Annotated in this window: 24 protein-coding genes and 1 other RNA gene; 15 read left to right on the top strand and 10 right to left on the bottom strand. The window is 38.5% G+C overall.

From position 1 onward, the window contains the following. Nucleotides 1-8: 8 nt before the first annotated feature. The 7 genes from mnmE to rpmH form a co-directional block, all read right to left on the bottom strand. Entirely contained in the window at nt 9-1382 is a 1374-nt protein-coding gene (mnmE, locus tag HMPREF0389_RS08410) for a tRNA uridine-5-carboxymethylaminomethyl(34) synthesis GTPase MnmE (protein ID WP_014263198.1), read from the bottom strand. Further along, complete coding sequence (locus tag HMPREF0389_RS08405; RefSeq protein WP_014263197.1) at nt 1369-1863, bottom strand: methylated-DNA--[protein]-cysteine S-methyltransferase; 495 nt, start codon at nt 1861-1863, stop codon at nt 1369-1371. The genes mnmE and HMPREF0389_RS08405 overlap by 14 nt, the downstream gene beginning before the upstream one ends. Nucleotides 1864-2080: 217 nt before the next feature. Next, nucleotides 2081-2749, bottom strand: coding sequence for an RNA-binding cell elongation regulator Jag/EloR (gene jag / locus HMPREF0389_RS08400; protein ID WP_014263196.1), 669 nt, complete (start codon nt 2747-2749; stop codon nt 2081-2083). A gap of 2 nt (nt 2750-2751) precedes the next feature. After that, complete coding sequence (locus tag HMPREF0389_RS08395; protein ID WP_242821715.1) at nt 2752-3513, bottom strand: YidC/Oxa1 family membrane protein insertase; 762 nt, start codon at nt 3511-3513, stop codon at nt 2752-2754. A gap of 12 nt (nt 3514-3525) precedes the next feature. Continuing rightward, a complete protein-coding gene (gene yidD, locus HMPREF0389_RS08390; RefSeq protein ID WP_014263194.1) occupies nt 3526-3762 on the bottom strand; it encodes a membrane protein insertion efficiency factor YidD in 237 nt (78 codons plus the stop codon). Then, nucleotides 3762-4088: a ribonuclease P protein component gene (rnpA, locus tag HMPREF0389_RS08385; protein WP_041250874.1), complete on the bottom strand. Its 327-nt coding sequence runs from the start codon at nt 4086-4088 to the stop codon at nt 3762-3764. The genes yidD and rnpA overlap by 1 nt, the downstream gene beginning before the upstream one ends. A gap of 70 nt (nt 4089-4158) precedes the next feature. Next, a complete protein-coding gene (gene rpmH, locus HMPREF0389_RS08380) occupies nt 4159-4293 on the bottom strand; it encodes a 50S ribosomal protein L34 (protein WP_041250873.1) in 135 nt (44 codons plus the stop codon). A 218-nt stretch (nt 4294-4511) separates the two neighbouring features. On the opposite strand from rpmH, the gene HMPREF0389_RS08375 reads away from it, so the two are divergent. The 3 genes from HMPREF0389_RS08375 (at nt 4512) to HMPREF0389_RS08365 (ending at nt 7360) form a co-directional block, all read left to right on the top strand. After that, nucleotides 4512-5078, top strand: coding sequence for a DMP19 family protein (locus HMPREF0389_RS08375; RefSeq protein ID WP_014263191.1), 567 nt, complete (start codon nt 4512-4514; stop codon nt 5076-5078). A 107-nt stretch (nt 5079-5185) separates the two neighbouring features. Beyond that, entirely contained in the window at nt 5186-6925 is a 1740-nt protein-coding gene (locus tag HMPREF0389_RS08370; RefSeq protein WP_041250872.1) for a DUF4026 domain-containing protein, read from the top strand. A 180-nt stretch (nt 6926-7105) separates the two neighbouring features. Continuing rightward, nucleotides 7106-7360, top strand: a complete 255-nt coding sequence (locus HMPREF0389_RS08365; protein ID WP_156775269.1) for a hypothetical protein — start codon at nt 7106-7108, stop codon at nt 7358-7360. 16 nt (nt 7361-7376) lie between these two features. Here the strand turns inward: HMPREF0389_RS08365 and ssrA are convergent. Continuing rightward, nucleotides 7377-7730, bottom strand: a transfer-messenger RNA (tmRNA) gene (gene ssrA / locus HMPREF0389_RS08975). 117 nt (nt 7731-7847) lie between these two features. Next, nucleotides 7848-8510, bottom strand: a complete 663-nt coding sequence (locus HMPREF0389_RS08360; RefSeq protein ID WP_014263188.1) for a helix-hairpin-helix domain-containing protein — start codon at nt 8508-8510, stop codon at nt 7848-7850. A 497-nt stretch (nt 8511-9007) separates the two neighbouring features. On the opposite strand from HMPREF0389_RS08360, the gene HMPREF0389_RS08355 reads away from it, so the two are divergent. After that, nucleotides 9008-9751, top strand: coding sequence for a peptidylprolyl isomerase (locus HMPREF0389_RS08355; protein ID WP_014263187.1), 744 nt, complete (start codon nt 9008-9010; stop codon nt 9749-9751). A 348-nt stretch (nt 9752-10099) separates the two neighbouring features. Here HMPREF0389_RS08355 and HMPREF0389_RS08350 read toward each other — a convergent pair whose 3' ends face one another. Next, a complete protein-coding gene (locus HMPREF0389_RS08350) occupies nt 10100-10492 on the bottom strand; it encodes a hypothetical protein (protein WP_014263186.1) in 393 nt (130 codons plus the stop codon). Nucleotides 10493-11405: 913 nt separating this feature from the next. On the opposite strand from HMPREF0389_RS08350, the gene HMPREF0389_RS08340 reads away from it, so the two are divergent. From HMPREF0389_RS08340 to HMPREF0389_RS08295, 11 genes are all read left to right on the top strand, one after another. Beyond that, nucleotides 11406-14192 (top strand): UPF0182 family membrane protein, encoded by a 2787-nt coding sequence (locus HMPREF0389_RS08340; protein WP_014263185.1) that lies wholly within the window; start codon nt 11406-11408, stop codon nt 14190-14192. Nucleotides 14193-14276: 84 nt separating this feature from the next. Then, nucleotides 14277-15212 (top strand): UDP-N-acetylmuramate dehydrogenase, encoded by a 936-nt coding sequence (gene murB, locus HMPREF0389_RS08335; RefSeq protein ID WP_014263184.1) that lies wholly within the window; start codon nt 14277-14279, stop codon nt 15210-15212. Next, the gene (locus HMPREF0389_RS08330) at nt 15199-15933 is read left to right on the top strand and encodes a PHP domain-containing protein (protein ID WP_041250869.1); all 735 of its coding nucleotides are present in this window, start codon (nt 15199-15201) and stop codon (nt 15931-15933) included. Before murB ends, HMPREF0389_RS08330 begins: the two co-directional genes overlap by 14 nt. Nucleotides 15934-15969: 36 nt before the next feature. Next, entirely contained in the window at nt 15970-16830 is an 861-nt protein-coding gene (gene rapZ / locus HMPREF0389_RS08325) for an RNase adapter RapZ (RefSeq protein WP_014263182.1), read from the top strand. A gap of 378 nt (nt 16831-17208) precedes the next feature. Further along, entirely contained in the window at nt 17209-18195 is a 987-nt protein-coding gene (locus tag HMPREF0389_RS08320) for a gluconeogenesis factor YvcK family protein (protein ID WP_014263181.1), read from the top strand. 59 nt (nt 18196-18254) lie between these two features. Beyond that, entirely contained in the window at nt 18255-18698 is a 444-nt protein-coding gene (locus tag HMPREF0389_RS08315) for an NUDIX hydrolase (RefSeq protein WP_041250868.1), read from the top strand. Continuing rightward, nucleotides 18677-19630, top strand: coding sequence for a DNA-binding protein WhiA (whiA, locus tag HMPREF0389_RS08310; RefSeq protein ID WP_014263179.1), 954 nt, complete (start codon nt 18677-18679; stop codon nt 19628-19630). Before HMPREF0389_RS08315 ends, whiA begins: the two co-directional genes overlap by 22 nt. A 9-nt stretch (nt 19631-19639) precedes the next feature. Beyond that, a complete protein-coding gene (locus tag HMPREF0389_RS08305) occupies nt 19640-19906 on the top strand; it encodes an HPr family phosphocarrier protein (RefSeq protein ID WP_014263178.1) in 267 nt (88 codons plus the stop codon). Nucleotides 19907-19922: 16 nt separating this feature from the next. After that, nucleotides 19923-20213, top strand: a complete 291-nt coding sequence (locus HMPREF0389_RS09415) for a hypothetical protein (RefSeq protein ID WP_330360497.1) — start codon at nt 19923-19925, stop codon at nt 20211-20213. Then, on the top strand, nt 20170-21147 hold the full coding sequence (gene pepT / locus HMPREF0389_RS08300; RefSeq protein WP_330360496.1) for a peptidase T: 978 nt from the start codon (nt 20170-20172) through the stop codon (nt 21145-21147). The genes HMPREF0389_RS09415 and pepT overlap by 44 nt, the downstream gene beginning before the upstream one ends. 154 nt (nt 21148-21301) lie before the next feature. Then, nucleotides 21302-24016 carry a cation-translocating P-type ATPase gene (locus HMPREF0389_RS08295; protein WP_014263177.1) on the top strand — a complete coding sequence of 905 codons (2715 nt, stop codon included), beginning with the start codon at nt 21302-21304 and terminating at the stop codon, nt 24014-24016. Nucleotides 24017-24044 lie beyond the last annotated feature (28 nt).

The raw sequence follows: 24044 nt of genomic DNA, 5'->3' as shown, positions 1-24044 counted from the left end.
GTATGGTTTTATTTTCCGATACAGAAGTTTTTGAAGATGGTGTCCAACAACTCTTCTGATACGGTTTCTCCTGTGATTTCTCCAAGATAGGTCCAACAGTTTTTGAAATCTGTTTCCAAGATATCAAGAGGAAGTGCCTGTTCGATGGAGTCGAGGGCATCTTCACTGCTCTTGATGGCATGAATTAATGAGTTTTTGTGACGGACATTGTTTAACATTCCATCGTTTGAGATAATGACTTGTCCTTGAAATACCAGTTCTTTGATTTGTTCTTTCAAGGTCTCGATTCCGATTTTTTGTGACATGGAGGTCTGAATGACCATCTCTCCTGCAATGGACGGCTCTTCGTTCGGATTCCAAACGGAAGGCAAATCTGTTTTGTTAAGCAGAAGAATTCTTTTTTTCTCTTTGCTCTGTTCTAAAATAATATGGTCTTCTTCCGTGAGAGGACGACTTAAATCGAGAAGCACAAGAACTAAATCAGCTTGTTGCATGATTTCTTTGGAACGACTTACGCCGATTTGTTCTACAATGTCTTCTGTATCGCGGATACCGGCAGTGTCGATGATGCGAAGAGGGACGCCGTCAATGGTAATCATTTCTTCAATGACATCGCGTGTGGTTCCTTCGATATCGGTCACAATGGCACGCTGTTCTTGCAAAATTTCATTCAGAAGGGAAGATTTGCCGACATTCGGTTTTCCGATGATGGCGGTTTTCAGCCCTTCTTTCAGCAATCGTCCTGTTTCAAAGGTTTCAAGAAGTTGTTTCATTTCCGTTTGGCAAAGAAGCATACTCTCTTTTAATTCTTCATAGGTGACTTCCGGGGTATCTTCTTCCGGAAAATCAACAGCAACGGTAATTTTTGCAACATCTTCCGTCACTTTGTTTCGAATGGATTTTATTTTGTTGGAAATGCTGCCTTGCAACTGGTTTTGGGCAACAAGAAAGCTTTTTGCCGTCTGTGCGGAAATGATGTCTTTGATTGCTTCTGCCTGTGACAAGTCAATTCTACCGTTTAAGAAGGCTCTTTTGGTAAATTCCCCGTGTTCCGCCATTCTTGCGCCGTTTTCCAGTACCCATTCCAAAATCATTTTGGTTGCAATCATTCCGCCGTGACATTGAATTTCAACAATGTCTTCTTTGGTGTAGGTGTGAGGAGCCGGCATATAGACTGTCAGCACTTCATCAAGAACGGTGTTGTCTTTGACAATGTGACCGTAACACAGTGTGCGCGGATACTCTTCCGGCTGTTTGTTTGAGATAGAGCGAAAGACTTTTTTTGCAATTTCCAAGGAGTGCATACCGCTGATTCGGATGATTCCGATTCCGCCTTCGCCTGTTGCGGTAGCAATTGCTGCGATTGTATCATCTATAAACATAGTTATTCCCTTCCAAATATAATAATTGTATTTTTTTATCCAATCCTCCGGCATATCCTACAGGACTTCCATTGCTGCCGATGACTCTGTGACATGGAATCAGGATGCTGATGGGATTCTTATTGTTCGCCATTCCGACTGCGCGAGATGCTTGCTGATTTCCGATAGCAACGGCAATTTCTTTGTATGTTTCGGTGCATCCGTATGGAATTTGGCAAAGCTGATGCCATACTTTTTCTTGAAACGGAGTGCCTTTTGCAGAAAACGGAACGGTAAAGACGGTTCTTTCTTTGCGGACATATTCCCAAAGTTGCCGGTTCAGTTGTTTCAACAGAGCGGTTTCTCTTTGTTCCAATTTCTCGGAAGAAGGATGGAAGAAAGAGGAACGATCTGCGAAAGAAAGATGTGTAATGTAGTCTTCTGTTGCAATTGCTGTGATTGTACCGATGATATCAAATGTGTAAATCTGATAATACTTCATGGATTCTCCTTTTTATCATGTCTAAAAATATGTTCCAAAAGATTTGTTTTCATCTTACCATAGAATACTCTTTTTGCAAAATAGGAATAAGGATTCGACAGAGAGGTGTTTTTTGGAATGATATTGTACGAAACAATAACAACTTCAAAAATTTGTGACCGAATAAGTATAAAAAAGGTTATTGCCCTTTAGCGGACAATAACCTTGGATGTTGTTTTTATTCTTCCGGATCTTCGGCAATTTGAGGAACTCTTTTTTCTTTCTTCAGTGAGATAACAACTCTGCGATAAGGGTCTTTTCCTTCACTGTAGGTCGTTACATACGGATCGCCTTGCAATACGGAATGTGCGATTCTTCTATCGTAAGGATTCATCGGATCCAATTTTACACTGCGTTTGTATTTTGCAACTTGTCGAGCCATTTTCTTTACATAGTTTGTGAGCGATTCTTCTCTCTTTTCACGATAATCTTCAATGTCAATCATAATTTTTTGGTAGTCTTCCAATTGTCTGTTTACCACCAAAGTAGTCAACATTTGCAATGCGTCCAATGTGTCACCGCGACGACCGATGAATAGGGAAGATTCTTCTCCTTCCACATTGATATGCAAAATGCCATCTTCATCTTTTTCGCAAGTAAAGGAACAATCGGTATTAGTCACTTCGAACAGTCCGTTCAAAAATTCTGTTGCAAATTCTTCTGCACGAGTATCATCTAACTCCGTCACACGGATATGGCATTCTTTTTTTCCTATCAATCCCAAAAAGCCTTTGGTTGCTTCTTCGATTACTTCAACTTCGAGGCGTTCCATCGGAACATTCAATTCCGCCATTGCTTTCGCAATTGCTTCTTCTTTCGTTTTTGCAAGTACGTCAATTGTTCTCATACTTATTTTCTCCTTTCGATAGCTTGAGTACCCTTTTCTTTTGACAGACTGATACGCTCTACAATTTTGCGTTGTGCGATAGAAAACAGTGTTGATACTGCCCAGTAGATAGAAAGACCTGCAGGGAAAGAACGTCCCCACCAAAAAATCATCAATGGCATCATATATAACATTGTTTTTTGCATGCTTTCTCCCGGATTTTCCGGTTGATTTTGTTTTCCGTCTTTTTGTTTTTCCTTTTTCTTGTCATTTTTTAACATTGTCATCTTGGTGTCAATAAAAGTTGCTGCTGCGGCAACAATCGGAAAAATGAAAGGAAACGCAAAACCGCCGATGGTAATAATGTCGGGACTGCTCAAATTCTTGAGCCACAAGAAACTGGTATCGGCAACTTGAAATAATGTTTCAGAGCCGAATACGTATTCTACGGGATTACGCAATGCACGAAATAAAGCAAATAAAATAGGCATTTGTACAAGCAACGGTAAGCAACCCATCATCGGATTGACACCGTGCTCTTTGTAAAGCTGTGTTGTGAGTTCTGCCTGCTTTTGTTTATCCTTCGGATATTTCTTTTGAATATCCTGAATCAATGGTTGGATTTTGTTCATCTCCATCATTGATTTATTTTGAGATAGGGTAAGCGGTAACATTGCCAGCTTTACGATAATCGTAAAAAATATGATGGCAAGTCCGTAGTTTTGGGTGACGGTATAAATCATCTTTAAAAGCATACCGAGTACTTTTGCAATTGGTGTTGTCAACTGATAATCCTCCTAAGATTTCCATTTTTCAGGCACGGGGTCATATCCACCCTCATGAAACGGATGGCATTTCAAAATTCTTCGAACGGAAAGATAAGTGCCTTTTATCACTCCGAAACGTTCAATGGCTTCTATGCTGTATTGAGAACAAGTCGGCGAAAACTGACAAGTAGGTTGTTTTAGAGGTGATAGAGCCAGTTGGTAAAAACGAATCAATGCTATTATAATCTTTTTTAGTAGTTTTGTCATTAAATCATCTCAGTTTTTTGAAATAAATGAGTTACAGATTTTTCAAGAGTTGCATAGTCCGCCTCTTTTGCACCGGGACGAACAATAAAAATCATGTCGTATCCTTGTTTTTTACAAGAGGAAGCTCTTAAGATTTCTTTCAATCTTCGGCGCGCCTTGTTACGATACACCGCTTTTCCAAACTTTTTTGAAATAGAAAATCCGACTCTGTTCTCGGACAATTTGTTTGGCATATAGTAGAATACAAGCTGTCTGTTCGCAAAGGATTTGCCTCTGTTGTATACGGTTCGAAAGTCTTCGTTCTTTTTTAAACTCGAAAAAATCATACAGTACCTCATGTTTAATACTAATAAAAACTAATAAAAAAAGGCCACATCTCAACACGCGGCCTTTCTATTACGCAGATAATCTTTTTCTGCCTTTTGCTCTTCTTCTTCTCAATACATTTCTACCGGTTGCAGATTGCATTCTTTTTCTAAATCCATGTACTTTCTTTCTTTGTCTTCTTTTAGGTTGATAAGTTCTCTTCATTTTATCCACCACCTTCCTTTATTATGCAGAATATCATAAGTACAGACAATTTCCGCATTTTTACATTATGGTATCATTATACGGATATCATCAAAATATGTCAAGAATTTATTGTTTATATTTTAAATTTTTGTCCGGAACAGATATCAATCTTTTCATACATATTTATTTTTGTATCGAATAATAGTAAAATATTCAATAAGAAATAATAGAAGTGTTTGGATACGGGAAGAATAAAATCAGGAGATGAAAGCGATAAGGGGTTGGAATTGCACATGGAACAAGTTTACAAAAAAATTACTGTCGATGATTTGAAAAACATAGATGATACTTGGGACATAACACAGCCGATGTATTGGAGAGTCGATATCTACGGTTCTTATGAAGAGTATTTGAAATCGGCGGAGGCGTTCACATTGGAGCAGAGATATCTTTTGGCAACGACATGGTATTTTTTGGAAGTGAACAACGGAGGACATTGGCAGTTTCTTGAAAATTCCACGGGTATTGTTTGGGAAGATACATTGAACGGCTTTCAGTTGTTCGGGATGAATGAACTTGCAGCAAATTTACAAAAAATTGCGGATTGTTTCGGCGGCAGAATTCCTTACGATAGAGATATGCGTTGTGACAGGTTGCAAGAATGGATGCAGGATGAAAAAATAGAGGACTTATTTGAAGATGCGGACAGCTTTGTATATGACTATGAGGGAGTATATGAGGATGAGTATGTGAGAACGCATCCGGAAAAATTTGTGTTTGACGGATACTATGAAATGAGCTGATAAGCAGTTTTTTGGAATCGGTGAATACACTGCATGAAGTACAAAAGGAAGATATTTTTGAAAGGGAGATTTCTTTCATTAATGATAGAGAAAAAGGAGGATATGCTATGACATTATTGGAACAATGCCAAAAATGGTTTAAGGAAGGGGAAGTTGACAAGATTGAGGAAGTGGTAATGAGCCTTTCCGAAGAGGAGAGAACACCGGAGCTTTTAAGTGAGTTGGGCAGAGTTTGGATTTATCGTTCTGCTGATAGCATGATTGAAGAGGAGTGTTGTAACAGAGCAATTGAAATACTGAAACCGTTGGAACAGGATTTGTCAGACAATCATAATTATCAGTACAGAATGGGAATGGCGTACGAAGGTCTTCAGCAATATCAACCTGCAAAAGCACATTTTGAAAAGGCTTTGGAGCTTTTGCCGGATGATGAAGATACGATAGCGATGATTGAACTTTGTGACAGGATGATGGGTGGTATCTCTTTGGAACCATGGGAAAGATTTTCGATTATGAGAGGTGTTTACCCAAAAGGGAAAGAAGATTTTTCTAAAGAGAACTTAAGAGAGAGATTGGATTCTTTGGATGATGTCAAGTGTGTTGCATTCGAGTATTCAGAAGAAGAGAACTCTGTTGCATTCAAAGTTGTTTATCAGGATAATGAGTATGATTTCGATATGTTTATGGACGGATTTGATTCGGATATCATTTTTGAGTTACAAAGAAAATATTTTACAAAAGAGGATGAAAGAGAAATCTCCTCGTCAGATACGGCACTGGTTTTGTATACGGAGGTGCAAAAAAATCCGTTGGAAACCATTCATCTTCAGATAAAATTACTGTATGCTTTGGTTCCGGATATGCTTGCAATCTATGCGGAAAGTCAGGAGTGTATGCTCAACAAAAGAGAGATTGCCATGGTTGCTCAATCCAAAGCGGGACTTCGTCCCATGGATCTCTATCGTGTACAGGCGGTTGAAGGACCGAACGGAGATGTATGGCTTCATACTCACGGTCTGATGCCTCTTGGGATTACAGAACTTGAAATCTTGGGTGCTGACAAAGACAGTGTTGATTCCATGTTCAGTTTAATCAATTCTGTAGCATCTCAGATGATTGAAGATTGTTATAAGGACGATGGGGAGAAAGCTGTTAGTTTTTTTGTGGGAAATTGTTCAAACGGAGAGCCGATTGAAGGTTGTTACAATGAGGATGATGAGAAACCCGTTATCTTTTTTGTTGGAAATTGCTCGGACGGAGATCCGATTGTGACAACTGTCGTACCTTGGATGTCAGGAATAAAAGAATATGAAGAAGATGGTGTACAGGGTTTGGAAGAGGATCGCCAAAGTTCTCACAACACCTATACAAGTCTGATTTTTCTATACAGAAATGAAGAAGACTTCCATAACGAAATCTTGACAAAGCCTGCTTCTTTTGCCGAAAAAATCGGAGAAAATCCCCTATTTATGTTTGGAACAAAGACAACGGAGATTATGGCAGCGATGGCAAGGGAGAGAGTATCCTATCCCCAAAGAGCATTACAACTTCAACAAAAATCTCAAGATGAGGACATTCGTGTTATTGCAAAAATTGCAGTTGATGTGATGACCGATGAAGGGGAAGAGGCTGTTGAACATGTATGGTTTACGATTGACAGAATCACAGAGAAAGAAATCTCCGGAATCCTGCTGCAAGAACTGTTTGGTAATGGCGGTATTGTTCCGGGCGATAGAGGAACGTATCCTCTGTCTCAGTTGACAGACTGGAGTATCAGTTTCAAAGGGGTTTCTATTGATTCGAGAGTTGCTTACTTGCTCGATATTCTACAGAATGAAGAACTGTAGGAGAGAAAGGGAGTACGACGGGAAGTAAAGAAGAAACGGACAGTTTGTTCGATAAGATACAGATAAGGAACTGTTGTTTGATGATGCAACAGTTCCTTTTTTTGTGAAATGTTATGGAATGATGAGAAGTCAGATAGGCTCTTATCATCGGTATTGTTTCGCTATTTGAAATGGAATAGAGTGGGAGAGAACAAAGGTTGTGGAATAATTTGCAAAGAATGTTTGTTGAAAGATGCAGAAGATGTATTTTATGCCGAGCAGAATGATACGATATTCCACTACCTGAAAACTCGCCCTTGTGGAACGATGTATTTTATTGGTGCTTGTATATATGGAAATCCGATATTCCTTAGAGTTGAAGACGTAACGAACGAACAACAACATATTTTCAAAAAAGAAACCTCTGTAATCATTACTGTTACAGAGGTTTTATAAAACGTCATATTCATATTGGTGGAGACGATGGGAGTCGAACCCATGTCCGAAACCAATTCAGCCTAAGCTTCTACGAGTGTAGTTATTTGTTTTGAAATTCGTGTCGCAATCGCCCAAATAACAAGCTAAAGTTTCACTACTTCCGAATTGTTCCGTACTGTGTCCGGATATCCACAATACAGTTCCCTGCATAGTTGATGTTCAGCTCTAGTCGGCAGGAGGACATAGAGGGAACATAGCCGCGCTTAGGCAGCTAATAAATTATTTTCGTTTGCGTTTATATTTAGTTTCTCATAGATTAACGTGTTCTGAGAATTCGCACGACTCGCTACTCAAACCTTCAAAGCCCCGTCGAAACCATTACGCCCCCAAGGTTGTAGTTGATAAAAGTGTTTTTGCAAAACCCGAAAATAATAACAGATTCCTTTTTTAGGTGTATTGATGATACCATACTTGTTTCTGTTTCTCAATAGCAAGGCACAAAATATCATTGAACTGTAATATAATCTTTGATTCCTTCAAATTTTTTCTCTCCGATACCGGATACGCTCTTGATAGATTCAATATCGGAAAAAGCACCGTTCTGTTCTCTGAAATCAATGATTCTTTGGGATAACGCGTCACCAATTCCGTTTAATGACTTCAATTCTTCCTTTGTTGCCGTATTGATATTGATAAGAGCGTTGTTATTCGCTGTGTTTGGAGTTGTTGTACCTGTATTGGATGAAACAGTTTGAGGCGAAGGAGTTTCGCCTATTTTGGTAACGACATAATGCTGTTCGTCTTTGACGAATTCAGCCAAGTTGATACTGCCGATATCGGCATCTTCCGTAAATCCTCCCACCAGTTCAATCGCATCTTTCAATCTTTGGCTCGAATTCAGCTCTACCACTCCCGGATTTTTGACAGCGCCTGTTACATAGATGACAACGGGAGTCGGATTGGAGGTTGCAAGAGAATCAAGAGTATCTGTCTGTTGCTCCTCATCAGTGTCGGAGTCCGATGTGACAGACGAGCCCTGTTGTTCGATAGGAATCGGATAGGTTTTGGGAAGATAAAACTGTTTTGCCTGTTGAAACAAAGCATAGATTATAATGGGAATCGCTATGTAAAAAAGGTATTTTTTGTTTTTTGAGAATTTTGAAGTCAAGGGAATACCTCCTTTTCTTGAGAACTTATCTTTAACCGATTATCATAGTAAAAACAGACCGATTGACAAACGATATGTGTGATTTCATAACCGGTGTTTTTAATGTCCGTAAAAACAATAAATAGAGATGCACTCGGTTTTTATTTGGATTTTTCATCTAAAACAGTTGGCGAACCGAAAATATCTCGGTGAATAGAAATATAGTATACAGCTTTATTGTAGTATGTTTTGTTTTGAAATACAAGGAGTTTTTATCCGAAGAACTAAGAAGATTCTCATTATTGTGATTCGTTTTCGTTGTACGTCTACATAAGTGAATATTGCACTGCGTTCTCTGTGGAAGAGAGTATCTTTTCAAAAGATAAATCGATAGTAGATAAATTCGTTTTTCATATTATATGCAAAGAATCGGTAAGAAAAACGCTTTTTCTTTTGATTATGAGAAATTTGTGATAGAATAGTCACAGTGTGAATCAAAAAATGGGGAGGAATAAAATATGTCTGAAGTATTAGCGAAAGTAAATGGCATAGATATTACAAGAGAAGAGTTTGAAATCATGAAACGGTCCTTAGGGAAAGAAATCTTAAAAAAATTGCAAGGAGATAATGCGGAAGATGGATTGTTGGATGAAATGATTAACCAAAAAATGATTTATTTCGATGCAAAAGAAAAGAAGTTGGATGAAACGGAAGAATTCCAAAAACAATTGGAAATCTTGAAAGAAAACTTGTTGATTCAATTCGGTGTCAATAAAATTGTGGAAGTGGAACCGATTACAGACGAGGAAAAAAGAGCATTCTATGAAGAACATAAGAATGTTTTTGTACAAAGCGGAGAAGTGGAAGCTTCCCACATTCTGGTAGATAACGAGGCGTTGGCAAGAGAAATTTATATCAAGATTGACAAAGGGATTCCTTTTGAAGAATTGGCGGAAAAACATTCAAGTTGTCCGTCAAAATCAAGTGGAGGAAGTTTGGGAAAATTCGGTCGCGGACAAATGGTTCCTGAATTTGAAAGTGTAGCGTTTGCTTTGGAAGAAAATGAGGTTTCCGTACCGGTAAAAACACAGTTCGGATATCATGTCATCAGAGTGGATAAAAAATATCCGCAACAACAGATTGCATTTGATTTGATTGAACCGGAGATTGAAGCAACGCTTCTTGAGAAAAAGCAACATGAACAATATGTCAAAACAATCGAAGAATTGCATAAAAAATATGTGGTACAAAAATTAAAATAACAAAACTTATTGAAAAAATAAAGCCCTGAAAAAGAACGGTATCTTTTTTAGGGCTTTTATCATGCGAAAATTTATTAGAACTGTTTTGTCAGTTGTAACATGTTCCGTCATATTTGTATCGATGATGGCATATTTTTCTGTTTATGATTTGTTGGACAATATCATTCTCACTCATGTTTTAATCGCTATCATCATGATACATTACGATTTCTATTTAACCGAGATTGTGTTTTTTCCGTTATTTCCAATTAGGTTACTGTTGAAGAAAGGGGTTTCAAATGGAAATTTATCGTAACTCTGACAGACTTTCGTGCCAAAACAAGGATTTTTATTGGATTGTTAGCGTTATTATTTTATGACACAAGATAGATAGTATAAGAGATATCCTCCCACACACGCTTCAAAGAAATAGGGGAGACAGGAAAGTATCTTTTTTTCGTTTTGGTAGGAATAGAATACTCCGACTATACCTGTAATCATTAGTATGACACCGGTTGTTTTGAACAATAAAATATTTCGGTCAAAACCGAGAGAAAGCAATACAAATATGTTTCCGATATTCAGTAAGATAATTGTCTCTACTCTATGGGTATAGAAATAAAGTATTGCTGCGATAGAGTAGATGATAACGCCGGCTACCGCTATCTTCGGCAGAAGAACAGATTCTGTGAATATCATGGAACAAAGAATCAAGATAACCATGGTAATCAGTAAAATTTGGATATTTTTTTTGTTTAACATAGTAACCACCTCTGTTTTTATTCTAAAAAGATAATATATAAGGCAATGCATAGCAGCAGAGCATATCCTAAGTAGGTAATGAATTTTTTGTTATTTTGATGATTGTATAGAATTCCTAAAATAGATGAGATGATGACAAATACACTTGCTATTTTAGGCAGAAACACATTTTGTTTATAGAGGATGGAACAAAAAAAGAGCATTGAGCTGAGGTTAAACAATTGATTGATAATTTTTTTGTCGAGCATGGTGCATTCTCCTTTCAAAATGAGAATTTGATTGTCTTGCGATTGCAGGATTTGAAAATTTGATAAATGATAAGCTTCTTACTTTGAATTGCTCATATAACTGTTACTTTAAATTACAGGTTATCATTTCCGTTCTTGTTCACATTAAGTAATGACATACTTATATCAAAACTCAATAGAATGATTCTATTATTTCTTGTAAAACAAAACATTTTACACACTTGAAAAAGTTATGGTCAGACTTTGTGAAAGTGTCAATCAACTGATTCATGAAACAGTCAAAAATAGAACTTGCAGAGATTCGGTTCGTTCAACAGTTCAATCGGATTTTGGTATTAGTTCTTTAACTTTGGATAAGAAAAAAAGCTAAGAGATATTTTTAACATGGAACGGATGACAATGTGATTTGCTTTTCATATGATTCCCATTATAGCACAGATAAAAATATAAGACAGTATTTTTCATCGAAAGAGAGCTTTGTTCTACATTTGAGATAGAAGGGGATATGAAAAATATATTCCATGAAAAAAACAGAATAATATGATAGAATAAGTGCATATTATAAAAGGTAAACATACAGATAAGTCGGATAGAGCAAGAACACAGAACCGTCTGTTTTAAGATAACGGATAGGATGACCGATAGTAAGAAAGGAAGAAACATCTATGGCGAAAAAAATGCGGAGTATTGATTTTAGAAAGAAAAAACTGTGGATATTGATAGGAATATTTTTTGTATTATTTTTGATTTCTACTCAATTGATTACTTTTGCAACGGATATTGTTTGGTTTCGACAAATAGGATATTTGAGCACTTATTTAAGAGGCGTATTTGCTTCTTTGATGATTGGAGTACCTACCTTTTTTGGTGTCAGCTTACTGGTATATCTTTTTTTCAACAAGACCTACAAGGATTTTTTGGTACACTTTAATACTTTGGAAGAGGAAAATCAACGTAAACCTGTGAAACGGGGAATTGCTTTGGTAACATTTGTGCTGTCTTTCGGTTTTACCAGGGCGGTTGTGTCGGAGGGTTGGATGAATATGCTCAAGGCGATTCACGGTGTTTCCTTTGGCATCAATGACCCTATTTTTCAAAAAGATTTGGGATTTTATGTGTTTCAGCTTTCTTTTATGAATGAAATATTACTGGCTTTGTCCAGTTTGGTTGTGTTGTTGTTTTTGACAACCATCGTGTTCGGATTTTTGTTGATTTTGTATCTGTCACCAACCTTGTTGGACAGACATGAGGAAGAAAGAGAAGGGATACGATTCATTCACCCTGAAAAACGGTTACAAAACCAAGTGTCGACATTTTTTGTAAAACGCCTTCGTTTTTTCGGTGCGATGTTCTTCCTGTTGATTGCAGGAAGAAGCTTGATGTTGTCTTACTTTTTGCTGTATTCCCAACGAGGGGCTGTGTTTGGAGCAGGATATACCGATGTTGCCATCAATCTTTGGGTATATCGCATTGATGCGGTGTTAGCTTCGGTTGCAGGCGTGGTACTTCTTGTTCGAAAAAAATTGAGCAAAAAATTTGTGTTATCCTTGATTGGGATAACTTTAGTTATCAATTTGGGAAGCACCTTCTTAGAAACGACCGTTCAAAACTTTGTTGTTGCGCCGAATGAGTTGTCAAAAGAAAAACCGTATATTGAAAATGCAATCAAGTATACAAAATTGGCATATGGTTTGGATAAAATTGAGACAAGAGAATTTGATTTGAAAAATGATATGACGGCGGAAGGTCTGTCGCAAAATCAAGAGACAGTGATGAATATCAGTTTGAACGACTATCGTCCTACCAACGAAGCATTCAACCAATTACAAGGGTTGCGCGGTTACTATCGGTTCAGCGATGTGGATATTGACAGATATGTGTTGGACGGTAATTTGACACAGGTGTTTTTGTCCGTTCGTGAGATGGATAAGTCAAAGTTGGAGGATAAGGCACAAAACTGGATTAACACAAAGTTGAAGTATACACATGGATATGGGCTTGCGATGGCACCTGTCAATCAATTGACTCCGTCCGGACAACCGGAAATGGTGATGAAGAATGTGCCGGTTCAAAGTAATTATCCGAATTTGAAGTTGGAAAAACCGCAAATTTATTTCGGTGAATTGGCAGCGGATTATGTCATCGTGAATACCAAAGAATTGGAGTTTGACTATCCGAAAGGAGAGTCCAACGAGATGACGCAATATCAAGGGAATGGCGGGATTCCGTTGAATTTTGTGAATCGATTGCTGTTTGCGATGCGTCAACGTGACTTTAAGATTTTGATTTCGGAAAACATCACATCGGACAGCAAAATTCTCATCTATCGTGATGTACTCGGAAGAGTCAAAAAGATAGCGCCGTTTTTGAGTTATGACAGTGATATTTATCCGGTTGCGGTAAACGGAAGAGTGATGTATCTCATTGACGGGTACACTGTTTCAGAAAATTTTCCGTATTCGCAACCAATCGTAAACAGAAACGGAACGGAAAAAATGAACTATATCCGCAATTCGTTCAAGGTAGTGGTAGACAGTTACGACGGTGATGTATCATTCTATCTTTTGGATGAAACGGATCCGATTGTCAAAACTTATGCAAAAATATTTCCCGACCTTTTCAAGCCTATCGATACTATGCCGGAGGGAGTCAAAGAGCATTTGAGATATCCTCAGCAGTTGTTTGATATTCAATCGGAAATTTATTCCACCTATCATATGAATGATTCTCAAGTATTTTATAATCGTGAAGACCAGTGGAGCATACCTTCCGAATTTTACGGAGGAGAAGAGAGTAAGATGGAATCTATCTATTCTACCTACCGAATTCCGGGAGAAAAACAGGCGGAGTTTCTGTTGAGTATTCCATATACTCCGAAAGCAAAACAAAATTTGACCGGATTGCTCATTGCAAGAAACGACGGAGAAGAATACGGCAAATTGATTCTGTATCGCATGCCGAAAGATAAAATTATCATCGGACCGCAACAGATGGAAGGAAAATTCAGTAACAACGATAAAATTTCCAAAGACTTGTCCTTGTGGAACAGTAGAGGTTCGGAAGTGTTGAGAGGTCATATTTTGACAATTCCGATTGATGACAGCTTGCTCTATATCGAACCGCTGTACATTCGTGCATCGGGAGAAAATGCCATTCCGGAGGTAAAACGAATCATTGTGGGATACAAGGATCAAATTGTAATGGAAGAAACACTTTCCAAAGCGTTGGAACAAATTTTTGCGCCGGACGGCAAAAGAATCGTTGCACCGACACAAACCGTGCCGAACACAGGAGAGAATGGTACGATGAGTGATAAGATTCAAGAAGCGGGCATCAAATATCGAGAGGCACAGGAAGCGCTTCGCAACGGTTCGCTTTCGGTATATCAACAGAAAGTGGATGAAATCGGAGCTTTGATAGAAGAATTGGAAAAACAACAGGCATTGCATTAGAAATTCCTTTGTTGAAAAAATAAAAAAAACAGATATAATAGAAATGATAGAAGATGATAATTTTTTTCATATGGAAAAAGTAATATGCAGAGAGTAGGTGAAGTGATGAACCGTCAGGAAATCAGAAAAATGTTGAAAACAGTTTTGAAGGAAGACCAAATTTCAGAAAAAGAGAGTATGAAAAAACACACCTCGTTTCGTATCGGAGGAGATGCCGATTTTTTGGTACTTCCAAGCAGTATTGCAGAGTTGCAACAGTTAATGAGAATGTTAAATGAAAAGCAGATTCCGTTTTTTGTAATGGGAAACGGAACAAATTTATTGGTAAGAGATAAAGGGATTCGTTCGGTTGTAATCAAGTTGGCAAGGAATATCAGTAATTATGGAATTCGAGGAACTGATATTTTTGCGGAAGCGGGATTATCTCTTTCTGCTCTATCCAGAATTATTTTGGAGGAGGAGCTCACAGGGTTTGAATTTGCAAGCGGAATTCCGGGCACCGTAGGCGGTGCTATGGTGATGAATGCAGGTGCTTACGGCGGAGAAATGAAAGATATTGTAAAATCTGTATTGGTGATGGATGAAAAAGGACTTATCTTCGAAATGAAAGGGGAAGATATGGAGTTCGGATATCGTACCAGTATTCTGTCAAAACAGAGATTGCTCGTGCTTGGAGCAACATTTTCTTTAGAAAAGGGAAATCGACAGGAGATTCAGGAAAAGATGGACGACTATGCACTTCGCAGAAATACAAAACAACCGATACAGGAGGCGTCTGCCGGTTCTACCTTCAAACGACCGGAGGGATATTTTGCTGGCAAGTTGATTGAGGATAGCGGATTGCGTGGCGTATCTCACAGAGGAGCGCAAGTTTCTCAGTTGCACTGCGGTTTTGTAATCAACAAGGGAGATGCCACTTGTGAAGATGTGTTGGAGTTAATCAATATGATTAAAAAAACCGTATACGACAAATTCCAAGTCTCTTTAGAAGAAGAGGTGAGGTTGGTTGGAGAAGAATAGATTTGTACAGACAGCAGAGTATCATACCCATACATTCTACAGCGACGGGAAAGGTACAATGGAACAAAATGTGCAGATGGCACGAAAGATAGGATTGAAGACGATAGGAATTTCCGATCATGGATATCGTCATATGGGGTTTGGTGTAAAATATAAAGATTATCCTAAAATGAAGGAAGAAATTTTGAGATTGCGAGAAAAATATCCCGATATTGAGATTTTGTTGGGAGTAGAGGCAAATATTTTGGATGACAGCGGAGAAATTGATGTAGATGATTTTATCCTGCAATATGTTGACTATGTGATGGCGGGATATCATTTCGGGTCTGCAATTACAAAAATGAGAGGTCTTCGCAATCACATCTGTAATTATATCAAACCGCTCAAAAATTTGGAGATAGAATACAATACAAGAGCATTGGTTAATGCAATGAGAAGAAACAATCTGTTTATTTTGACACATCCGGGTGATAAGGGGAGGATTGATACCTTAGAAGTGGCAAAGGTTGCAAGAGAAACCGATACCATTTTGGAAATCAACACCCATCATCCTAATTTAAGTGTGGAGCAGTTGAAGTTAATCAAGGATATGGATTTGAAATTTTCAGTTGGAGCAGATGCACATCATCCGACACATATCGGAATATTGGATCAGGCATATCAGAATATTTTGAAATCCGGAGTATCTGTTGATAAGATTATCAATTTAGAGGAACGATAGCAATAGAGAGGTGCGGTTGGCAGATAGGGGGATTTAATGAAGACAATTATTGTAACGGGATTGTCCGGCTCCGGAAAGAGTGAGGCAATGAATATATTTGAAGACATGGGATATTATTGTATTGACAATATGCCGCCCTCCTTAATTATGAAATTCAGAGAATTGGGAAACCAAAACTTGGATTATATCGAAAAAGTGGCATTTGGGATTGATATTCGCGGATATCGGTTTTTTGAAGATTTTCATGCAATTGAACAATTGCTGGAATCATCTCAACATGATGATATCGACATCTTGTTTTTGGAAGCGAAAGAAGAAGTTTTGGTACGGCGATACAAGATGTCCCGAAGAAGTCATCCTTTGGCAAGAAGCCAAAATATTTTGGAGGGAATCAGAGAAGAAAAGAAAAAGATGAAACCTCTTCGTCAAAGAGCCGATCACATTATTGATACAGGAAGTATTACCACAAGACAGTTGAAGGAAAAACTGATACAGTTGTATCAAAACACGGAAGAAAAACAAAAAATCAATTTGATTGTCAATTCGTTCGGATTCAAACACGGAATACCGATTGACTCCGATTTGGTATTTGATGTGAGGTTTTTGCCGAATCCCTACTATGTCGAGTCACTCAAAACAAAGACGGGAAACGAACCGGAAGTGCAGGAATATGTGATGAACTCGGAAGAAAGTCATCAATTTATGGTTTATCTGAAACAGATGATTGATTTTCTGATTCCGAACTATATCAAAGAAGGAAAGACACAACTATTAATTTCCATCGGTTGCACAGGAGGAAAGCATCGTTCCGTTACAGTGGCAAATAAGTTGTATGAGTATTTGGAACAAAAGGGATATCGAGTATTTCGGCATCACAGGGATGCTGATAAAATATGAGAATATTGCCTTGTGAATACAACATAAAGTGTGTGTTTCGGAATACCGAAACAAAATGTCTGAAAGGGAAAGCAGAAAGCACAGAATGAATTTGTCTGTTGTGTTAGCATAATGTAGCTCACAAAAACAAGTAGAAAGAGAATGATGTGCATCACAAATGATGAATTTGAGATGATGAGTACAATGGAAGATGGTGTGCAGTTACGATGACGGATAGGAAACGGAAATGAAAGGAAAAGTTCGACAAAACAGCTCTTTATCAACAGGTTTCATACTGTGCGGAAAGAAACGGAGTTTATTTTTGAGAAAGAGAACAATCTCTTGCTAAGAGGGGATTAGCAGGCATAGGGTAGCATAAAATAGAGAGGTTTGAATTCTATGAAGAATATGGGAAAGAAAAAAATTGTTGTTTTAGGCGGGGGAACAGGACAAGGAAATCTTTTGAGAGGACTAAAACAGGAAGAAGGGTTGGATTTGACGGCTATTGTTGCGGTATCGGATGACGGCGGCGGTTCCGGAACCATTCGAACAGAGATGAAAATGCTTCCGCCGGGAGATATTCGCAATTGCTTGATTTCGCTGTCCAATATGGATCCGACGATGGAGAAGTTGATGAATCACAGGTTTCGATATGGGAGCTTGAAGAATCAAAATTTCGGGAATTTGTTTTTGCTCGCCTTGAATGAAATTTTCGGAGATTTTCAAATTGCCATCGATCAAGTGTCGGAAATGATTGCGGTAAAAGGCAAGGTAGTTCCGGCGACATTGGTAGAGATTCGATTGATTTCTACCTTAGCAAACGGAAATGTTGTGATTGGAGAATCTGCCATAGGACCGACTTGTTTGACACAACAGTCGGAAATTGAAAAGATAGAAATTATTCCGAGAAATCCTGAGGCAAACCCTATCGCAATCAAAAAAATTCATGAAGCGGATATCATTGTCATCGGGCCGGGAAGTTTATATACCAGTTTGATTCCGAATCTGTTGATTCCGGAAATTCGACTTGCACTGAAAGAAAGCAAGGTTCCGAAAATATATATCTGCAATCTGATGACGGAAAACGGAGAGACACATCACTTAAACACCTATCAACATGTTCAAGTGTTGCAGGAGATAATGGATTGTCGATTGGATTATGTGTTGTTAAACAATCGCAGCATATCTGAACAAGCAAAAGACAACTATCGCAAAGAAGAAAAACAGTTTTTGTATGCGCAGGAAGAAGATATTATCAAAATCAATCGTTTGGGGATTCAAACCATTCGCGGAGACTTTGTGGTAGAAACGGAATATGGTGCAATTATGCACGATAGCGAAAAAGTTTCAAAAATAATTTTAAGTATTTTGACAAAAGGAATATAAAAATTATATTTTTTGAGATATAATAAAATAATTATATCTTTAAGGAAGGATAGAGGACTTTGTTAAAAGAAGAGATAAGTTCGGGTGGAGTGGTCGTATTTAATAATGCGATTTTACTTCTTAGGAAGTTCAACGGAGACTGGGTCTTGCCGAAAGGAAAAGTGGAGCAAGGAGAGACTTTGGAACAGGCGGCATTGCGTGAAGTTTCGGAAGAAAGCGGAGTAAAAGGGCAGATTCAACAATACTTGGGCGAAATTCACTACACCTACAAAGAAAATTGGGATGAAGACAGACTGGTTCATAAGACAGTGCACTGGTATCTGATGAATTGTAAGGCTATGAACACTTTGCCACAAAAGGAGGAAGGGTTTGTAGAAGCGAAGTTCATTCATTTCAATCAAGTGCTTCAGTTGGCGCGCTATGATGATGAAGGTGCAATTATTAAAGTTGCTTTGGAAAAAATAACGGGGAAAAAAATAGGATGTCATTTTCAACAGAGGTAAAAAATAATTTAGCTCGAATTATTCCCGACACGAAAGAAGAACAAATCAGTGAACTTTCCGGAATGATTCGTGTGGGTGCCACGTTGCGTTTTGTCGGAAGGGGATTGTTGTCATTTGTGATTACAATTGAAAACCCCGCTGTTTGTCGCAAAATTGTAAAGATTATCAAACAATGTTTTCGGATTCGGGTAGAGATTAGTGTCAAGAAGAACGAGAACTTGAAAAAGAGATTTTATACGATTTCGATACCTGAGGATGAAAAAGCAAACATGATTCTGATAGAAACGGGAATTTTGGTCAAAAATGAAGAGTTTTATTCTTTAACAAGTAAAATTCCGAATCATATGTTGAGCATAGAAGAAAACAGAAATGCTTATATTCGAGGCGTTTTTTTAGGAGGAGGTTCCGTTGGGGATCCGGCGAAATCTTATCATATGGAATTTGTGACAAGTGATGACGAGTTTGCGGAGCATTTCAAGAATATGTTGAATGAACATGATTTGCATGCCAATGTGACAAAAAGGAAGACGAACAATGTGGTGTATGTGAAAGACAGCAGTCATATCGCTCTGTTGTTGGCACTGATGGGCGATTTTGAAAACACCTGTCATATGGAAAGTGTAAAGATAGAAAAACAAGTCAGAAATCAAATCAATCGAATTGTCAATTGTGAAACGGCGAATATAAATAAGACGGTTAACTCTGCGGGAAAGCAGATTGAGAGTATTCGCTATATTCAAGATACGGTCGGTTTGTCGGAGTTGTCGGAGGAATTGCAGCAGATTGCCAAGTTGCGGTTAGAATATCCCTATGCCAGTTTGAGAGAGTTAGGGGAACAACTCGAAATTCCGCTCGGAAGATCTGCGGTAAATCATCGGTTGAAAAAGATACAGCAATTTGCTGAAAAAATAAAAGAGTTAGAAGAAAAGTAGGGAGTCCTTATGTTGACAAGACAGTTTCAGATAAAATTAGATGTGGGATTGCATGCCAGACCGGCAGCGTTGTTTGTCCAAACATGCAATCGTTTTGACTCGGAAATCATCCTAAAGAGAGATTGTGCAACAGTCAATGCAAAATCAATCATCGGTGTGATGGGATTGGGAGTAGCAGACGGAGACGAGATAGAGTTGATGATTGACGGTTCCGATGAAGCAGAAGCATTGGAAACGATAGAACAATTCTTTGAAGAAAAGATGAAAGAGAAATAGAAGACGGGGTGTTGCAATGTTGTTAGAACGATTTTTAAGTTATGTAAAAATTGATACACAGTCAGATGAAAGTGCAGAGGGAGTACCGAGCACGAAAAAACAATTTGATTTGGCGAGAAAGTTAGAGCAAGAGCTGATTGAAATGGGGTTGCAAGATGTGTCATTGGACGAACATTGTTATGTGATGGCAAAGTTACCGTCTAACCAAAAAGAAGATTCCGTTTCTTTGGGATTGATTGCACACATGGGATACCAGTCCGGATATGAGCGGGAAAGATGTCAAGCCGATGTTACACAAAAACTATGACGGAGAAGATATCCTATTGCCGTCGGGAGTTGTGATTTCCAAGAAAGAAAATCCGGTTTTACAAAATTATATCGGACAAACCGTTATCACAACGGATGGCACGACATTGCTCGGAGCAGATGATAAAGCAGGTGTCACTGTGATTATGGAGGCGTTGCACCACTTGGTAACCCATCCGGAGATTCCTCACGGGACAATTTGTGTAGCCTTTACACCGGATGAAGAGATTGGACGAGGAGCAGATTTTTTTGATGTTCAAAAATTCGGTGCCGATGTTGCTTATACGATAGACGGAGGAGAAATCGGAGAGTTGGAATACGAAAGTTTCAATGCCGCATCTGCAAAGATTACCGTTCATGGCAAAAATGTGCATCCCGGTACTGCAAAAGATGTGATGGTAAACTCTATTTTGCTTGCAAACGAGTTGGCATTGCGTTTTCCTGTTCAAGAAACTCCGCAACATACAGAAGGATATGAAGGATTTTATCACTTAAATGACATTCAAGGAAGTGTGGAAGGCACAACGTTGAGATATATCATTCGTGATTTTGACAGACAACATTTTGAGGAGAGAAAACAGTTTGTTCAAACAACAGTAGAGAACTTCGCAAAAGAAAAAAATGTAACGATTGATTTGGAAGTCAAAGATCAATACTATAACATGGGAGAAATTATCAAAGATCATATGGAGTTGATTGAGATTGCAAAAAAAGCATTCTTAAAAAATGAGGTAGAACCTAAAATTCAACCGATTCGCGGAGGGACAGACGGTTCAAGGCTCTCTTATATGGGACTTCCGACACCGAATATCTTTACCGGAGGACATAATTATCACGGAAAATTAGAGCTTGTTCCGTTGGAATCCATGGAAAAATGTAAGGAGATTGTACTGTCTATTATTGATGAATTCAGAACGATTTCAAAAGTAAAATAAATTGCTTTCTTAGGGTAAAAACAGTTTGCACAATAAAGAAATCATTTGCTTACGATATTGCTCTAAGAAAGAGACCTTTGTTTAAACAATTCTCGTTTAGATAGAGGTCCTTTTCTGATTTTAAGGGTATATAAGCAAGAAAGGGGGCATGATGATGGAAAAAATAAGATGGGACAGGCGTTCCGTTCAGGATGTGTTACAAGAGTTTCGAATCAGTCTCGATGCGGGATTGAATACGGAGCAGGTAAGTGAAAATCAAAAAAAATATGGATGGAATCAGTTAAAAGAGGCAAATAAAAAGACATTCCTTTCGAAAGTGGCAGATCAATTCAAAGATTTTTTGATTCTGATATTGTTGGTAGCCAGTGTGGTATCATTCAGTATCGGAGAAAAAACCGATGCGATGATTATTGTTGCCATCGTTATCATCAATGCGATGTTGGGGTTGTATCAAGAAGGAAAAGCGGAAAAAGCGATAGAGGCATTACAGAAATTAGCAGCACCGAATGCAAATGTAATTCGAAACGGAGTGCCGATTTCTGTTCCGGCAGAACAGTTGGTACCCGGGGATGTAGTTGTTTTGGAGACGGGAGACATTGTTCCTGCGGATTTGAGATTGGTGGAAAGTTATAACCTTCAAATTGAAGAAGCTTCTTTGACAGGAGAATCCGTTGCAAGTGAAAAGCGTGCAGAAGATATTTGTGAAGAAGATGTTTCGTTGGCGGATAGAAAGAATATGGCGTACGCCTCCACCATTTTGACCTACGGAAGAGGAAAAGGTGTCGTTGTTTCAACAGGACATGATACAGAAATCGGAAAAATTGCAGAGGTCATTCAAGGCTATGAAGAAGAGTCCACTCCTTTGCAAAAAAAACTTGCTCGTTTGGGAAAACAACTTGGAATTATCGTATTGGCAGTCTGCGTTGTGGTGTTTGTGATAGGAATCTTACAGAATCTTCCTATGTTGGATATGTTTATGACCTCTGTGAGTTTGGCAGTTGCAGCAATTCCCGAAGGGCTTCCTGCTATCGTTACGGTTGTGCTTTCCTTGGGAATGGGTAAGATGGCATCCAAACACGCCATCGTGAAGAAATTACCGGCAGTAGAAACACTTGGAACAACGACTGTCATCTGTTCCGACAAAACAGGAACCTTGACACAAAACGAAATGACAGTAGTCAAAGTGTTTGTAGATGAACATATCCTTGATGTAGAAGGAGAAGGGTACGAGGCGGACGGAAGAATTTGTCATGAAAAAGAAGAGGTTGATGTTGAAACAGTACCGACCTTAGAGAGATTGCTTGAAATAACACTGCTTGCCAATGACGCAAAATTGAAACGATTAGAAAATGGAAAATTAGGAGTAATGGGTGATCCGACAGAAGGAGCGCTCATTACCTTGGCAAACAAATGGGATATGTATTCTAAAGACTATGAAGAAGCACACCCTCGAAAAAATGAACTTCCGTTCGATTCAGATAGAAAGATGATGACAACATTCCATGAAAATATCGGAAAAAATCCTGTTGTTTCCTTTACAAAAGGAGCACCGGATGTGGTGTTGTCTCGCTGTTCCTACTGGGGAAAAAACAATGAAATTGTTGAATTGAATGAAGAACTGAGAGAGAAGATTTCGAAAGTGAATCAAAAATTTTCTAAAAATGCTCTTAGAGTGCTTGCGTTGGCATATCATTCGTTCGAAAAGATGCCGGAAGAGATTACCGTAGATGAGATTGAGAAAGAAATGATTTTTGTCGGATTGGTCGGCATGATTGATCCGGCTCGTGCAGAAGCGAAAGAAGCCATCAAACTTTGTAAACATGCCGGAATTATACCGGTGATGATTACAGGGGACTATAAAGAAACAGCCTTTGCAATAGGACAACAGCTTGGAATGGTAGAGGATATTTCTCAAGCAATGATGGGAACGGAATTGGAGCAGTACAACGCAGAACAGATGAGAGAAATTGTAAAAGATAAACGTGTCTATGCCAGAGTATCTCCTGAACATAAAGTGAAAATTGTGACAGCATTGAAAGAAAACGGAAACATTGTTGCTATGACCGGAGACGGTGTGAACGATGCGCTTGCTATCAAAAAAGCGGATATCGGAATTGCGATGGGAATTACGGGAACAGATGTTGCAAAAAATACCGCAGAAGTGATTTTGACCGATGACAATTTTGCATCAATTGTCGATGCGGTACAAGAAGGACGAATCATCTATTCCAATATCAAAAAGTTTGTTTCCTTCTTATTATCCTGCAACATTGGAGAAATTTTGATTGTCTTGGTAAGTATTTTGATGAAACTTCCTGTTCCGTTGTTACCGATTCAACTGTTGTGGCTCAACTTGGTGACGGACAGTTTCCCTGCATTGGCGCTTGGAGTCGAAAAAGGTGACGAAGATATTATGAATCAACCTCCTCGAGATCCGCAGGAACCGATTTTGGACAAGAAAACTTCCATTCGGATTACAGTACAAAGTATTGCCATCACGATAGCAACGATAGGCGCTTATCAATACGGTTTGCATCACTTCACGGAACATTCTTTGGAAGGAGCAAGAACCATTGCATTTGTTACCTTGATTTTGGCAGAACTGTTGAGATCGTACTCGGCAAGAAGTGAGAGTCATACCGTAATGTCTATCGGAATGTTCTCAAACAGGGCATTGACACTTGGAACAGTATTTTCTCTTTTCATGACACTGATTGTAGTCTATATTCCGTTTATGAGAACCTTGTTCCACACCGTATTCCTCGGAGCGGAGGAATGGAGCAGAATCATACCGTTTGCGTTGATTCCGTTTATTGTAGGCGAAACTTATAAGTTATTCCATAAATCAACAAACCGAACACAGGTATAACAGTTGTTGTGCAAAGTGACGAAAGGAC

It is taken from the genome of Filifactor alocis ATCC 35896 (genome assembly GCF_000163895.2).
Classification (GTDB): domain Bacteria; phylum Bacillota; class Clostridia; order Peptostreptococcales; family Filifactoraceae; genus Filifactor; species Filifactor alocis.
Note: the sequence above shows the minus strand (reverse complement) of the source record. Positions and strands in the feature narration are given on the sequence as shown.